The organism is Bacillota bacterium (assembly GCA_018333655.1).
In the GTDB taxonomy this organism is placed as follows: domain Bacteria; phylum Bacillota; class UBA994; order UBA994; family UBA994; genus BS524.
In genome coordinates this window covers 1-13,763 of sequence record JAGXTJ010000028.1, presented here as the reverse complement: position 1 = coordinate 13,763, position 13,763 = coordinate 1, and the positions used below count along the sequence as shown (strand labels likewise).

The 13,763-nt window shown below is 54.2% G+C and carries 17 protein-coding genes; 15 read left to right on the top strand and 2 right to left on the bottom strand.

The annotated features are described in order from the left end of the window. Positions 1–144 precede the first annotated feature (144 nt). The 15 genes from rpmH to KGZ92_05900 all read left to right on the top strand — a co-directional run bounded on the left by rpmH (position 145) and on the right by KGZ92_05900 (position 11,858). Entirely contained in the window at positions 145–279 is a 135-nt protein-coding gene (gene rpmH, locus KGZ92_05970; protein MBS3888835.1) for a 50S ribosomal protein L34, read from the top strand. 41 nt (positions 280–320) lie between these two features. Beyond that, the gene (gene rnpA / locus KGZ92_05965) at positions 321–662 is read left to right on the top strand and encodes a ribonuclease P protein component (GenBank protein MBS3888834.1); all 342 of its coding nucleotides are present in this window, start codon (positions 321–323) and stop codon (positions 660–662) included. Further along, on the top strand, positions 659–868 hold the full coding sequence (yidD, locus tag KGZ92_05960; protein MBS3888833.1) for a membrane protein insertion efficiency factor YidD: 210 nt from the start codon (positions 659–661) through the stop codon (positions 866–868). The genes rnpA and yidD overlap by 4 nt, the downstream gene beginning before the upstream one ends. An 11-nt stretch (positions 869–879) precedes the next feature. Next, entirely contained in the window at positions 880–1,584 is a 705-nt protein-coding gene (locus KGZ92_05955) for a YidC/Oxa1 family membrane protein insertase (protein ID MBS3888832.1), read from the top strand. Further along, complete coding sequence (locus tag KGZ92_05950) at positions 1,559–2,179, top strand: protein jag (protein MBS3888831.1); 621 nt, start codon at positions 1,559–1,561, stop codon at positions 2,177–2,179. The genes KGZ92_05955 and KGZ92_05950 overlap by 26 nt, the downstream gene beginning before the upstream one ends. 58 nt (positions 2,180–2,237) lie before the next feature. Then, the gene (mnmE, locus tag KGZ92_05945; GenBank protein MBS3888830.1) at positions 2,238–3,587 is read left to right on the top strand and encodes a tRNA uridine-5-carboxymethylaminomethyl(34) synthesis GTPase MnmE; all 1,350 of its coding nucleotides are present in this window, start codon (positions 2,238–2,240) and stop codon (positions 3,585–3,587) included. Positions 3,588–3,594: 7 nt separating this feature from the next. Next, positions 3,595–5,460 carry a tRNA uridine-5-carboxymethylaminomethyl(34) synthesis enzyme MnmG gene (gene mnmG, locus KGZ92_05940; GenBank protein ID MBS3888829.1) on the top strand — a complete coding sequence of 622 codons (1,866 nt, stop codon included), beginning with the start codon at positions 3,595–3,597 and terminating at the stop codon, positions 5,458–5,460. Between the two features lie 5 nt (positions 5,461–5,465). Next, positions 5,466–6,179 carry a 16S rRNA (guanine(527)-N(7))-methyltransferase RsmG gene (gene rsmG, locus KGZ92_05935; protein ID MBS3888828.1) on the top strand — a complete coding sequence of 238 codons (714 nt, stop codon included), beginning with the start codon at positions 5,466–5,468 and terminating at the stop codon, positions 6,177–6,179. Between the two features lie 77 nt (positions 6,180–6,256). Beyond that, positions 6,257–7,078 (top strand): ParB/RepB/Spo0J family partition protein, encoded by an 822-nt coding sequence (locus tag KGZ92_05930; GenBank protein ID MBS3888827.1) that lies wholly within the window; start codon positions 6,257–6,259, stop codon positions 7,076–7,078. Between the two features lie 50 nt (positions 7,079–7,128). Continuing rightward, the gene (locus tag KGZ92_05925; GenBank protein ID MBS3888826.1) at positions 7,129–7,893 is read left to right on the top strand and encodes a ParA family protein; all 765 of its coding nucleotides are present in this window, start codon (positions 7,129–7,131) and stop codon (positions 7,891–7,893) included. Beyond that, the gene (locus KGZ92_05920; GenBank protein MBS3888825.1) at positions 7,886–8,740 is read left to right on the top strand and encodes a ParB/RepB/Spo0J family partition protein; all 855 of its coding nucleotides are present in this window, start codon (positions 7,886–7,888) and stop codon (positions 8,738–8,740) included. Before KGZ92_05925 ends, KGZ92_05920 begins: the two co-directional genes overlap by 8 nt. Position 8,741: 1 nt before the next feature. Beyond that, complete coding sequence (locus tag KGZ92_05915; protein ID MBS3888824.1) at positions 8,742–9,899, top strand: aminotransferase class V-fold PLP-dependent enzyme; 1,158 nt, start codon at positions 8,742–8,744, stop codon at positions 9,897–9,899. Continuing rightward, complete coding sequence (locus KGZ92_05910; protein MBS3888823.1) at positions 9,884–10,558, top strand: DUF554 domain-containing protein; 675 nt, start codon at positions 9,884–9,886, stop codon at positions 10,556–10,558. Before KGZ92_05915 ends, KGZ92_05910 begins: the two co-directional genes overlap by 16 nt. A 105-nt stretch (positions 10,559–10,663) precedes the next feature. Further along, positions 10,664–11,008, top strand: coding sequence for a demethoxyubiquinone hydroxylase family protein (locus KGZ92_05905; GenBank protein ID MBS3888822.1), 345 nt, complete (start codon positions 10,664–10,666; stop codon positions 11,006–11,008). 13 nt (positions 11,009–11,021) lie between these two features. After that, entirely contained in the window at positions 11,022–11,858 is an 837-nt protein-coding gene (locus tag KGZ92_05900; GenBank protein ID MBS3888821.1) for a bacteriocin family protein, read from the top strand. A 103-nt stretch (positions 11,859–11,961) separates the two neighbouring features. Here KGZ92_05900 and KGZ92_05895 read toward each other — a convergent pair whose 3' ends face one another. Together KGZ92_05895 and KGZ92_05890 are read right to left on the bottom strand one after the other, a co-directional pair. Then, positions 11,962–13,278 carry a hypothetical protein gene (locus KGZ92_05895; protein MBS3888820.1) on the bottom strand — a complete coding sequence of 439 codons (1,317 nt, stop codon included), beginning with the start codon at positions 13,276–13,278 and terminating at the stop codon, positions 11,962–11,964. 100 nt (positions 13,279–13,378) lie between these two features. Then, positions 13,379–13,763 (bottom strand): hypothetical protein (locus KGZ92_05890; GenBank protein ID MBS3888819.1); only part of this gene is annotated, 385 nt, incomplete at its 5' end.

Here is a 13,763-nt window from a genome sequence, read left to right as displayed (position 1 = left end):
TCTACAAGGTTATCAACAGGTGTGCATAAACGACAAAGTTCGACATGGATACTAAAGCGAGTTTATTTATTGCGCCTGGGACATCGTTTTGGTATAATTTCAAAGATAGTCTGGCGTTATGGACTCTGAAGGGAGAGTGAATATATGAAGCGTACATTTCAACCCAACAATAGACAGCGTAAGAAGGTGCACGGTTTCCGTGAGAGGATGAGTACGGCTAATGGGCGCAAGGTGCTCAGCAGGCGTCGTCTAAAGGGAAGAAAAGTTCTGTCTGCCTAAGGCCGCGCACGTGGCCTTTTAATCATGAGGAGCTGATACTGGTGCGCCGCTCTTTTAGACTGAAGAAGAGAAAAGATTTCTCACAAGTTTTCGGAACCGGTAGGTCTGCTGCTTCGAGTCTCATGGTAGTTTATACCATGCCGCGCGAGTCCACCAGTGTTCGTATTGGCTTCTCTGCGGGCAAAAAGTTGGGGAATGCCGTAGTGCGTAATAGAGCGCGCCGGAGACTCAAAGAGATGGTGCGCCAGTTCTTACCGCGTCTAAAAGGGGGAAGGGACTTGGTAGTCATCGCCCGAGCCGGCGCAGTAAAGGCCACTTGGCCGGAGCTCGAAAGAGAGTTTCAGCAGATCTGTCGCCGTCTAAAAATGTGGAGTGAGCCATGAAAAAGTTTTCTTTAAGCTTGATACGTATTTATCAACGCTATATTTCGCCCTATAAGGCCCCTAGCTGCCGATTCCGACCTACCTGTAGCCAGTATGCTGCAGAGGCAATCGAGCGGCACGGGGCTTTGCGTGGATGCGTGAAGGCGGCACATCGTGTGCTTCGTTGTCACCCGTGGTCTAAGGGCGGATACGACCCTGTGAAATAAGTGCCGGAGGGATGATAGTTATAATGGAAATGATCAACATGATGTTGCGGGCCATGCTAGATTTCTTTTTTGACTTCACGCAGAGTTATGGTTGGGCGGTAATACTACTTTCACTGGCGGTAACCGTGGTCACCTTGCCGCTGAATATCAAGCAAATGCAGTTTACGCGCGCTATGCGCCGTGTGCAGCCTGAGCTTGATGCCATCAAAAAGAAGTTTAAAGATGACAAGACGAAGGTGAATGAAGCAACTGTAGAGCTGTGGGCCAAGCACAAGGTCAATCCTGCCTCAGGCTGCTTACCCATGATCATTCAGATGCCGGTGTTGTGGGCTATGTTTAATGTGCTCCAGGTTCCGGGTATTTTTGACAAACAACCTTTATTCTTGGGCCTAAATATGACTATCCCGAATCCCGAGAACGCCATCATGACGCTTGGTTGGTACTACTGGATACTACCTATCTTGACCGTTGGCACGACTTTCTGGCAGTCCAAGCAGACGATGCAGAGTACGGAACCTTCGCAACGCACCATGCTGTACATGATGCCCCTGTTTATGGGCTGGTTTACCCTGCAATTCCCCACTGCACTGGCTCTATACTGGGTCTCACGCAACTTGTTTACTATTGGGCAGGAATACTTGTACACCGTTTTTACCAGCCGCCAAGTCGTGGAAGTGGAGGCAGAGACGAATGCTAAGCGTCGAAAAGACGGCTAAAAGCGTAGAGGAAGCTATTCAAGCAGCTTTGCTTGAACTAGGTCTCGTGTTGGAGCAAGTTGAGGTCACGGTGCTTGAGGAACCTACCAAGGGCGTTTTTGGTTTGTGGGGAGTGAAGCCTGCCCGCATCCTGGTGACCAAGAGACTGCAGCCTGAGGACAAGGTCATTGACTTTGTCCTCGATTTAGTGGCGCACATGGGTGCGAAAGAAGCCAGCTGCACTATTGTTCGTGAAACCGCAGACGAAGTTGAAATCGCGGTGGGTTGTCTTAACACGGGCATGTTGATCGGCAAAAGAGGGCAGACTCTAGACGCTATACAGCAGTTGGCCGCGGTCATCTACTCGCGCGTGGGCGGGGATAGACGCTTGCTAGTCGATATTGGTCAGTACCGTGAGCGTCGCAAACAAACCCTAGTTGACCTCAGTAAGAGCTTGGCGGAGAGAGTTCGCAGTACGGGACGGAAGGCCATACTTGAGCCTATGAGTGCGGCTGAGAGGCGCATTGTGCACATGACCTTACAAGATGAGGCTGGCATTGTGACCTACAGTGAGGGGGACGAACCCTACCGCAAAGTGATTATAGCGGTGCGCTAATGGCTTGTTTACCCAGTAACTGCTTGTTACTGGGTTGTTTTGTTAAGGAGGAAGAAATTTGTACCAAGATGTTATCGCTGCGATAGCGACTCCCCCGGGGGAGGGCGGCATTGCCGTGGTGCGCTTATCTGGAGAACTGGCGCTCGCCGTTGCTAAAAAGTGCTTTAGGCGCCGCAGGGGGCGCTTCTCGCCTAAGCCCTGGCGCGTTTACTATGGAGAGGTTTGCGCTTTGGGTGGAGAACGTATTGATGAGTGTCTGCTGACTTACTTTCGCGCGCCCCACTCTTATACGGGCGAGGATGTGGTGGAGTTTGGCGTACACGGGGGCTCCTTTGTGGCGGGCCGGGTACTAGAGAGGCTGCTAGAGTGCGGTGCGGCTTTGGCCGCCCCCGGCGAGTTTACTAAGCGAGCTTTTCTTAATGGACGCATCGACCTTGCCCAGGCGGAAGCCGTAATCGATGTTATTCGCGCCAGTTCCGATCTGGCTTTACGAAACGCCAATTTACATTTGCAGGGCTCTTTAAGGCGCGAGATATTGGAGATTCGCCAGCGCCTACTCGGGGCTCTAGCTCTGGTTGAGGCACATCTTGATTTCCCCGATCTTGACGCTCCGCTCCTCACCCACAGTGAGGTGGAGGCCGAGCTGGCTCTGGCCGCAGAAAATTTAGACAGCCTGGTCGCTACCGCCCGAGGTGGGCGGGTGGTTAGAGAGGGGTTTCGCGTCGCCTTGATTGGGCGCCCTAATGTCGGCAAGTCTTCATTGTTTAACTACCTCGCAGGTCAGGAAAGGGCCATTGTGACTTCCATCGCCGGCACTACGCGGGATGTCTTAGAGGTTACTATCAACCATGAGGGCCTGTTGCTCAAACTGTTTGACACGGCGGGGCTTCGCGCCGAAGGCGATTTCTTAGAGCGTTTGGGCATGGAGCGCACCGAGCAGACCATGGAGCAGGCGGATTTTGTTTTGTTGCTGATCGATGCGTCAGAGGAGCTACATGCCGAGGATCTCAGTTTACTAGAGAGAACAGCGAATTTTAAGCGCCATATTGTACTGACCAAGAGCGATTTGCCACCGCGAGTTGTTCTGCCTGGTGAGAACGCTTGGTTAGGTGTCAGTGCCCACACAGGGGTTGGCGTTCATGAGCTTAGGGAGTTAATTGCGGCCGCGGCGCGGGTTACGCTCGGCACGCAAGCCCAATTTGTAACCAATATTCGGCACACCTCCGCGCTTAGTAAGGCTCGCTTGGCTACGGAGACCGCCATGTGCGCAGCTAAAGCGGGCTGGGAACTGGAGATGGTGGTGATTGATGTGCGCAGGGCCTTGGCCTTATTGGGCGAGATAACTGGTGACGACGTCACACATGGCCTGACAGACGAGATCTTTGCACAGTTTTGTATTGGGAAATGAGGAAGGTATTTTGAACAGGGCAGAAAGCTATGATTGCATAGTGGTAGGGGCTGGCCATGCTGGCTGTGAGGCTGCCCATGCGGCTTTACGTATGGGGTGCCGCGTTCTCTTACTGACCCAAAGTCTAGACTCCATTGCCCTGATGCCCTGTAACCCCTCTGTAGGGGGGCCGGCCAAGGGACATGTGGTTGCTGAGATAGATGCGCTTGGCGGGTTGATGGGGCTGGTGGCAGACCGCTCCTACTTACAGATGCGCATGTTAAATACAGGCAAAGGACCTGCGGTACGCGCTTTACGCGCTCAATCTGACAAGAGGCAGTACCACGTAGAGATGAAGCGGCTGCTTGAGCAGGCCGAGGGTCTACGCCTTGTGCAAGCCTTAGTTGCGGAAGTGCTTACTGAGGACGGACGCGTACAGGGTGTGCGCACCCATTACGGTGTTGTTTATACCGCGCCGACAGTAGTTATCACGGCGGGGACTTACCTTGGCGGCAAGGTCATTGTAGGCAGTTCCACTCTACTCAGCGGACCGAATAGTCTCTTGGCGTCTACCGGTCTAGCAGACAATTTGCGCGGCCTTGGCATTGAGATGGGACGCTTTAAGACGGGAACTCCGCCGCGGATTCATCGGCGGGGGGTAGATTTGACCCGTATGGAGGAACAACAGGGCGATAGGGAACCATGGCGGTTTTCCGCGCGCAGCAGTAGCGAGCCAAAAGAGCAGTTGTCTTGCTGGTTGACGTACACGACTCCCCGCACCCATGAGATAATCCGCGCGAATTTACACCGTTCGCCACTTTATGCCGGACTGATAGAGGGCAGGGGTCCGCGCTACTGTCCGTCTATCGAGGATAAAATCGTGCGCTTTGCTGATAAGGAGCGCCACCAGATCTTTTTAGAGCCTGAGGGTTATGACACGGACGAGATGTATGTGCAGGGATTTTCGACCAGTCTGCCCGAGGATGTGCAGGTAGAGATGCTGCGCTCAATAATAGGACTGGAGCAGGTAGAAATGCTCCGCCCTGGCTATGCCATTGAGTACGACTACGTTGTGCCGACGGGGCTAACGCTCGCCCTAGAAAGCAAGGTTTGTGCGGGCCTTTTCTTCGCCGGTCAGATAAACGGTTCTTCAGGCTATGAGGAGGCCGCCGGGCAGGGGCTTTTGGCTGGGATAAATGCCGCGGCGCAAGTAAAGGGGCTACCGCCCCTGATCCTGCGTCGTTCGGAGGCCTACTTGGGGGTACTGATTGACGACCTCGTTACCAAGGGAGTAGTTGAGCCATACCGTTTGATGACCTCGCGCGCAGAGCATCGCTTACTGCTACGTCTCGATAATGCGCACGGCAGGTTGGGGCCGCGAGCAGCCCAGTACGGGCTGATATCTCCGGCCGAACTCCAGGCCATAAAAGAGGAAGAGGATGAGTTAGCGACTTGGGTGGCTTGGATGGAGAAGCAGCAGGTTCGCTCTACGGAGGAGGTCAATGTGCTGCTGCAAAGTGTGGGCACCACGCCTATTGCCGAGGCCCAGGCAGCGGCCCAGCTTTTGCGCCGGCCCGAAGTACGCTGGAACTTACTGTGCCAGATGGTAGTAGAGCTTGCGGCGGTACCTTGGCAATTGGCGACAAGAGTAGAGATCGAAGTCAAGTATGCGGGCTACATTGCTAAAGAAAAGGAACAGGTGGAGCGGTTTCTCGGCCTAGAGAACCGCCAGATACCAAGCGACCTCCGCTACGAGGAGATTAAGGGCCTGTCTAGCGAGGCTAGGGAGAAACTAGCCCGCCAAAGGCCGCAGTACATTGGTCAGGCTTTGCGTATGAGCGGGGTCTCGCCGGCAGATGTGGCCGTGCTACTAGTCTATATTGAAGGTAGGTGAGCGCAGTGAACTGGCAGGATTTTAAGGCGGCCGTAGCGGAGCTAGGTGTCACACTAGAGGATGCACACCGCGAGCGCTTCGCTCTTTACTGTGCGCTACTGCAGGAATACAACCAAAAGGTGAATCTCACGGCCATAGTCGACGAGGGCGAGATTTGGCGCAAGCACTTTTTAGACAGTTTGTCGGCGCTCTTGGTCTTACCGCACCGCGGTACGGGCATTGACATTGGCAGTGGCGCAGGGTTTCCCGGTTTGCCCTTGGCCATTGCTGGCAAGGACTTACAAATGACCCTCCTTGACAGCCTCAGGAAGCGGGTAGGTTTTTTGCAGGAAGCAATTAACAAGTTGGACTTGGCCGAGCGCGTGGTGGCTCAGCATGGGCGGGCCGAAGACATGGCCCACCAGGCGACTAAGCGTGGGCAGTTCGATTTTGCCGTCTCACGGGGGGTGGCAAAGTTCGCGGTACTCTGCGAATTGGCCCTGCCCTTTGTCAAAACAGGCGGCTTATTTTTGGCCATGAAGGGACCGCGAGCACCTGAGGAAATAGAGGAAGCGGGTAACGCGGTGCAGAAGCTTGGCGGGGGCCAGGTTAGGGTGGTGCGCTGGCAGCTGCCGGGCAGTGGTGAGGAGAGGGTCTTGGTAGTTGTGCCTAAGATTGCGGAGACTGAGCGCCGCTTTCCACGCCAGGCGGGCACTCCGGAAAAAAATCCACTGCAGTGAGCCCTTACGAAAGGTAACGGTTTTTACGGCAGCGAATTATAGGTGGTACACCGCGAAGCAAGGTAGGGAGGAGTGGTTTGATGAGGTGGTTTGGTGGCCGCAACGTTGAGCAGGTCCTACAACTCAATGTCAATGACGTAAAGCCTAACCCGTATCAACCGCGCAAGACTTTTTCAGAGGATTGTCTAGCTGAGTTGCGCGATTCGATCAAGCAAGTCGGCATTATTCAGCCCCTGGTGGTGCGCAAGGTGGGTAATATTTACGAGCTGGTGGCGGGTGAGAGGCGCCTGCGGGCCGCTAAGGCCGCTGGCTTTAGCACAGTCCCTGCGGTGGTACGACAATACACTGACCAAGAAGTGGCGCAAGCGACGCTTATCGAGAACATTCAGCGCGAGGAGCTCAATGTTCTGGAGGAGGCTGTAGCTTACGATCAGCTGCTGACGCAGTTTCAGATCACCCAGGAGGAGTTAGCAAAGCGCGTAGGCAAGAGCCAGTCGACCATTGCTAATAAGCGCCGGTTGTTGAAGCTGTCCACTGAGGTTAAGGAACTACTGGCCAGCGGCGCTGTCAATGAACGACAGGCGCGCGCTTTGCTAAAAATTGAGGACGGAGACGTACAGACGGACGTGGCGGCCAAGATCATCAGCGAGGATATGACGGTTCGCCAAGTGGAAGAGGCTGTAGAGAGGTATCTCGCCGGGGAGCCCGTAACGCAGGCGATTGCGGCCACAGCTGTGAAGCCAGTGCGCAAACTGCTGGTGCGCGATGTACGCATATTTGTCAACACGGTTCGCCAGGCGGTAGATTTAATGAAACGCAATGGCGTCGCCGCTTCGGTGCAAGAGAGAGACAGCGACGAGTACTACGAAGTGGTAGTGCGCATTCCTAAGAGCAAGTGAGCTAGGGGAAGGCGCAGTAGCTTAGAATAAGGGTGTCGAGGTGAAGACGCATGCCAGCAAAAGTGATTGCCATTGTTAATCAGAAAGGCGGGGTAGGAAAGACTACCACCGCTGTTAATTTAGGAGCCGGTTTGGCGGAGCTCGGGCAAAGGGTCCTTGTCGTGGATATCGACCCCCAAGGGAATGCTACTTCTGGGCTAGGAATCAATCGGCGCCGCATCAAGAAGTGCATTTACAATGTGTTGATCGAGGGACTAAGTCTTGACGCTGTAATTATACCGACCGCTATCGCAGGGCTGGAGATCGTGCCGGCGACCATTCAGCTGGCTGGGGCCGAGGTAGAGTTGGTATTGGCCATGCAGAGGGAGATAAAGTTGCGAGAGGCCTTGTCCCCTTTACTAGGGGGTTACGATTTCATTTTGATCGACTGCCCGCCCTCCCTTGGGCTGTTGACCCTTAATTCATTGACGGCTGCGACCGGGGTGTTGATCCCCGTGCAGTGCGAGTACTACGCTTTGGAGGGCTTGACTCAGTTGATGAATACAGTGGCTTTGGTGCAGCGGCATCTCAACCCCAGTCTTGTCGTCACGGGCGCGGTTCTGACTATGTTTGACTCGCGCACCAATTTGGCCTCGCAGGTAGCAGATGAGGTCAAGGTCTTTTTCAAAGAAAGGGTTTTCGAGGCCATCATACCACGCAATGTGCGTCTGAGTGAGGCGCCAAGCCATGGGCAACCGATTATGACCTACGATCCGCGCTCTCGGGGGGCGGAGGTTTACATGGATCTCGCCAGGGAGGTGTTGGCACGTGGCTAAGTCGCGCCTAGGCAAGGGACTGCAGGCTCTGATTACCGACATGGAGAGCCTTTCTGAAGATGGCGTGCAGAACATCGCTCTCGACCGTATTTCGCCAAACCCGCACCAGCCGCGACGTGTTTTTTCGGACGACCAACTGCGCGAGCTCGCTGACTCGATTAAGCAGCATGGCGTGATTCAGCCGGTCACGGTTCGCCCGCGCGGCGACCGTTTTGAATTAGTGGTGGGGGAGAGGCGCCTGCGGGCCGCCAAGCTCGCTAATTTGCGCGAGATACCGGCTATGGTGCGCGATATGACCGATTTAGAGAGCGCAGAAATCGCTATTATCGAGAACCTACAGCGCGAGGACTTGAACCCGCTAGAGGAGGCAAACGCCTTCAACCATTTGTTGCAGACCCTTGACTACACGCAAGAGAAGATTGCTGAGCGCCTTGGTAAGAGCCGCTCTCATGTGGCCAACACCTTGCGCTTGCTGGCTCTACCGCAAGTCGCAGCCGACCTTGTGGCCAAGGGCCTACTAAGCGCCGGTCAGGCGAGGGCGGTTCTAGCTGCGCCTGAGCATTTACGAGAGGCCTTCTCCCTGCGTATCGCAGACAAGGGCTTGACAGTAAGGGAGGCTGAGAAGGCCGCCCAGGGCCTGCAAAATGTTTCACGTGAAACAATCAGCCGACAGACTACCCCTGCCTTGCCACTGGAGTACCGGGAGGCCGAGGCGCAATTGCGAGAGCGCTTGCAGGTTAAAGTGTTGCTTAAGCACCAGGGGCCGGGGGGAGAAATTCAAATCAGCTACCACAGCGTGGAAGAGTTAGAGCGTTTGCTTGAAATGCTGGTGAGGTCGGGAACATAGCATGAAGAACACTATTTATCTAGACAATGCGGCCACTGCCTGGCCCAAGCCGCCCAGCGTGGGAGAGACGATGGTGAGCTTTCTCCGCGATAACGCCGCCAACCCTGGCCGCGGCGGGCATGCCATGTCCTTAGAAGCTGGCAGAACCGTTTTTCTCTGCCGCCAGAGCTTGGCGGCGCTCTTTGGTGTTGCCGATGCCTCGCGCCTGATTTTTACCGCTAGTGCGACGCAGGCGCTAAACATAGCGCTGTTTGGCGTACTGCGCCCGGGGGACCATTGCATCACCACTTCCCTTGAGCATAACGCCGTGGCGCGCCCGCTACATCACTTGGCAGAGCAAGGCGTAGAGGTAACTATCGTGCCTGGCGAGGAAGATGGCTCGCTACCCTTTGAGGCGGTCGCCAAGGCCATGCGCAAGAACACGCGCCTTGTAGCCATGACCCATGCCTCTAATGTCTGTGGAACTATGCTCCCCGTAGAGAAAGTGGGTCAGCTAGCTCGGCAGGCGGGGGCGTTGTTTTTGCTGGATGCCGCGCAAACAGCGGGGGTCTTTCCTATAGATGTAGAGAAGTTGGGGGTAGACTTGCTGGCTGTACCAGGGCATAAATCGCTCCTAGGGCCGCCAGGAGTCGGCGCCCTCTATGTCAGAGAGGGTGTTGACGTTGTTCCGCTGCTCTATGGGGGCACGGGCAGCTTCTCTATGCATATGGCCATGCCTGAAGTCTACCCAGATCGTCTGGAGGCCGGCACCCTTAATACCGTAGGAATCGCCGGGCTAGCCGCCGCTTTAGAATATATAACCCTGCGCGGACTACCCAACATTTACCGGCATGAAAGCGAGCTAGTAATGAGACTGCGCCATGGGCTGAGCGCTATCGCCGGAGTTAAGGTCTATGGGCGATCTGAAGGCGCACCTATCGTGGCCTTCAATATTTACGACTTGGGCTCGACGGAGGTAGCGCATATCTTAGACGCTAATTTCGGCCTGGCTACACGGGCTGGCCTGCACTGTGCACCCCTGGCTCACCAAACCTTGGGTACTACAACGCAGGGAGCAGTCAGGGCGAGCCCCGGTCCGTTTTCCACAACAGCAGAGGTAGATGAACTCCTCGCGGCGGTAGAGGAGATTGCGCGGGAGGAACAATGTTTGGCACGATAGTCAATGCGGTAGCAATTATGCTCGGCGGACTGCTCGGTATACTCCTAGAGGGGGGTATAAAGACGCGAAGTAAGGAAACCATACTGCATGGTCTGGCGTTAGCGGTCATGCTCATTGGACTTAAAATGGCACTTACTACAGAAAGCGCCTTAATAGTCATCGGAAGCCTGGTGCTAGGCGGGCTAGTTGGCGAGTGGCTAGATATCGAAGGGCGCCTTTACCGCCTTGCCCAAAGGGCCGAAAAGAGATTTGGGCGGGGCGAAGGTCAGGCGGGGCAGGCCTTTGTCGCCACCAGTTTAATTTACTGCGTGGGGGCGATGGCCATCACGGGCAGCCTACAAAGCGGACTTACGGGGGAACACACCATCCTCTATGCCAAAGCCATGCTCGATGGCGTTTCAGCCGTAGTTTTTGCCTCCACCATGGGAGTGGGTGTGGTCTTTTCGGGGTTTGCCGTGCTCTTCTACCAGGGAGCCATCACCTTGCTGGCGGGCGTAATCGCACCCTTACTATCGCCTGCCGCAATTACAGAAATGTCAGCTACGGGTGGGCTCCTCATTGTAGCCATTGGAATCAATATACTGGAACTAAAGCAAATCAGAATTGGCAACCTCTTGCCCTCCATGTTGTTTGCCGTAGTGCTGGCAGGGCTGCTGTAGTCGTGGTTGAGCACAAAAGAGAAATTTTTGTTAAGATAATGCTCAATAGCACATAATGGTATATAGTATAGGTGGAACAATTTTTAGAAGGAAGGTGTCGTGCACGTGCCAAATTTTGCTAATCCGTTCCAAGGCAATGTCAACAGAAAGATATCCAAAGAAGAGCTTATTCAGGCCATCCGCCTCAATATTGCCGGAGAACTCGAAGCCATCTTTGTCTATGATGCGCATGTCTTAGCCACGGATGACCCAGTGGCCAAGAAGGTTATTGGCGACATCCGCGACGAAGAAAAAGTTCATGTGGGTGAACTAATGGCCCTGCTGCGGCATTTAGACCCGCAAGAGGCCGAGCATTTTGCTGAAGGCGAAGGCGAAGTTAGAGAAATGCTAGAGTCCCTCGGTATAAGTTCTACTGGGCGCGCGACCATCGGCAGTCTCAAGAAAGAGTAGGGAGGTGCGCAATATGGAATTCTTGTCAAGGCAGGACGCGCCATTTTCCTTGGAGCAATGGGCCAAAATAGACGATAAGGTAGTCAAAATCGCGCGCCAAGTACTGGTGGGCAGACGTTTTATTAGCCTTTATGGTCCACTAGGTGCGGGTGTGCAGAGCATCAACATAGATTCTTTTGACTCCACGGACTGCGGTCATATCGAGTTTTTTGGGGAGAACGAGTGTTTTCCTTTGGGCGTTAAGAGTCGGCGTTTCATGGAGATTCCGATGGTGTACAAGGACTTTAAGATCACGTGGCGCGATGTCGAACATAGTGCGCAGTTCAATCTGCCGCTCGATTTATCGAGCGTGGCCGGGGCTGCTGCCATATGTGCCAAGAAGGAAGATGAGCTTATTTTCCTTGGCAATCTTGAACAAGGCTATGAGGGGTTGCTAACTGCCACCGGAGTCGAAAAAATCGCCAAAGGCAACTGGGCCGAAGGCGAGACGGCTTTTACAGACGTCGCCCGGGGGATCGAAATCCTAGTCGGCAACGGCTTGGTGAGCAATTTTGCCTTGGTCGTAAGCCCAGACCTTTATCGGCAAATGCAGCGTGTGCAACCGCACACTGGCTTGCTCGAGTCCGAGCGGGTGGGCAAGTTGGTTGATGGCCAGTTATTCCAATCTGCTGTTCTCGGCACCAATTCCGCTGTCCTGGTATGCAGTGAAGCACAAAACATGGATCTCGTTATCGGGCAGGATATGATTACGGGCTACCTAGGCCCCGACAAGCTAAACCACAGCCTGCGCGTGCTCGAGACGGTGATGTTGCGCATCAAGAGAAAAGACGCCATTGTGGTTTTTGCCTAAACTTACTCACACAACAAAAGGCTGCCCCGCAACTTCGGGGCAGCCTTTTATTGTGTGAGTGGAGAGTAACAGCGATGCCTTATGCCTTGACCTACACTAGGGCTTAGTTGCCGCGCCCTCTGCCTTTTGGCAAGTTCTTATTGTCGGATTTATCATCGTCGTCTTTGTCCTTGTCTTTGTCGTCCCTTTCGTCATCGTTATCATCTTTGTCTTGGTCGTCTTGGTCGTCTTGGTCGTCTTGGTCCTCTTCGTCTTCGTCGTTATCGTCTGACTTGTCATCTTTGTCGCGGCGGCCTTGGCCTTTATTCTCATTGTTCTTATCATCATCGTCGTCAGAGCGTCCACGTCCGGGGCTAAGGCCCAGCATTCCATCCAGGTTCTTCAAGGTGGGATCGGCACTGATGGCGGTATTTATACTGGCCAAGGCGACTTCGGCGGTGGCGCCTTTGTCAACAAGATCAATCAGGGCAGAGACAATGGTGTCGATTTCTTTAAGGGAGGGGTCAGCCAGCATGGCCGCCTGGAGAGTGGAGAGGGCGACAGCGCTAGGAACACCGACTTCGTGCATGTCGATCAGGGAGGAGAAGAGAGAATCTGACTCCCGGCGGAGCAAGGAGGGCGAGAGCTTGAGGTCGCGATGCAGTTCTAGAGCGGCCGACATATCGCTTGGGGATAGGCCAGCTTCGTGCATATCTATCAAGCCGGAGACGAGGTGGTACACATTCTTTAGTGCGCCATCAAGTTGCAGGGACTCCGAGAGTAGGGCTAGTGCCGTGTCCTCAGGCAGACCTGCCTCGCGCATATCGGCAAAGGACTTGACCACTTTGTTAAACTCTTGTGCAAAGGCTGCCGCGTCTAATTTAAGCCCATCCTGCAGCGCCATAATGGCGGTCAGATTGGCCTCCGTAACCCCTTTGCGGAGAAAGCGAGCGAAAGAACTCAGTGGAATTGAGAGTTGCTGTGCTACTTCAGTGAGGGGGGTGCTGACGAGAACAGAGGTGACAGCAGGAGGGAGATTAGCTTGCTGCTTGAGATGGGTCTTAAGCTTCTCCTCGGCCGCAGCGGCAATGCCCTGCACCTTTTCGCTATTGGCACCGCCCACGGGATTGACGACAATCAATACCTCCCGGTCTGGTGTTAAGAGGCCTAGTACAGTGAGGGCCGCGTTCACTTTATCTAAGGCCTCGCCCACAGATAGATTGACTAGGGCAAGGTCTCCTAAAGTAGGGTGAGCCAGAAGCCCCGTAAAGCGGGCTGCCAGTACCTTTTGGTGTTGATCGAGAGTGAGTACAATTTCCGGATTTACTTGAACCGTCAGTTCGGCGAAAGCCCTCGGCGCCGAATATGTAGTGTAGCCAGCGAACAAGAGAGCGGCGACCAGGGTCAACGCGGTGAGCTTAGCAGCTCGAGATTTTAACAATTTAATCACTCCTTCATGGTAAAGGCCAAGACTATTCTCGGCCTTTACCTAGATAATGCACTCCCCGACAAAAGGTTGCACTCTCACCGAGAGAAAAGTTTTACTCGTCGCCCCCATCTTCATCGTCATCCCTGTCACTATCGCCGGCGCGAGGCTCGTCTTCTGGTCCATCTTGGTCTTTGTCGCTAGGGCGTTGCACAGTCTTCTGCGCAGGCCGGTCTTTCTTCTCGTCAGCATCTTCCTGAGTTTCGTCACTATCCTTAACTTTGTCGTCGTCCTTAATGTCGTCATTGCCCTTAGCTCTGTCATTGTCTTTAACTCGGTCATTGTCCTTAATTTTGTCGTTATTATTAACTTCATCGACATCTTTGCCTTTGTCGTCATCCTTAACTTTGTCGTCATCCTTAACTTTGTCGTCATCCTTAACTTTGTCGTCATCCTTAACTTTGTCGTCATCCTTAACTTTGTCGTCATCCTTAACTTTG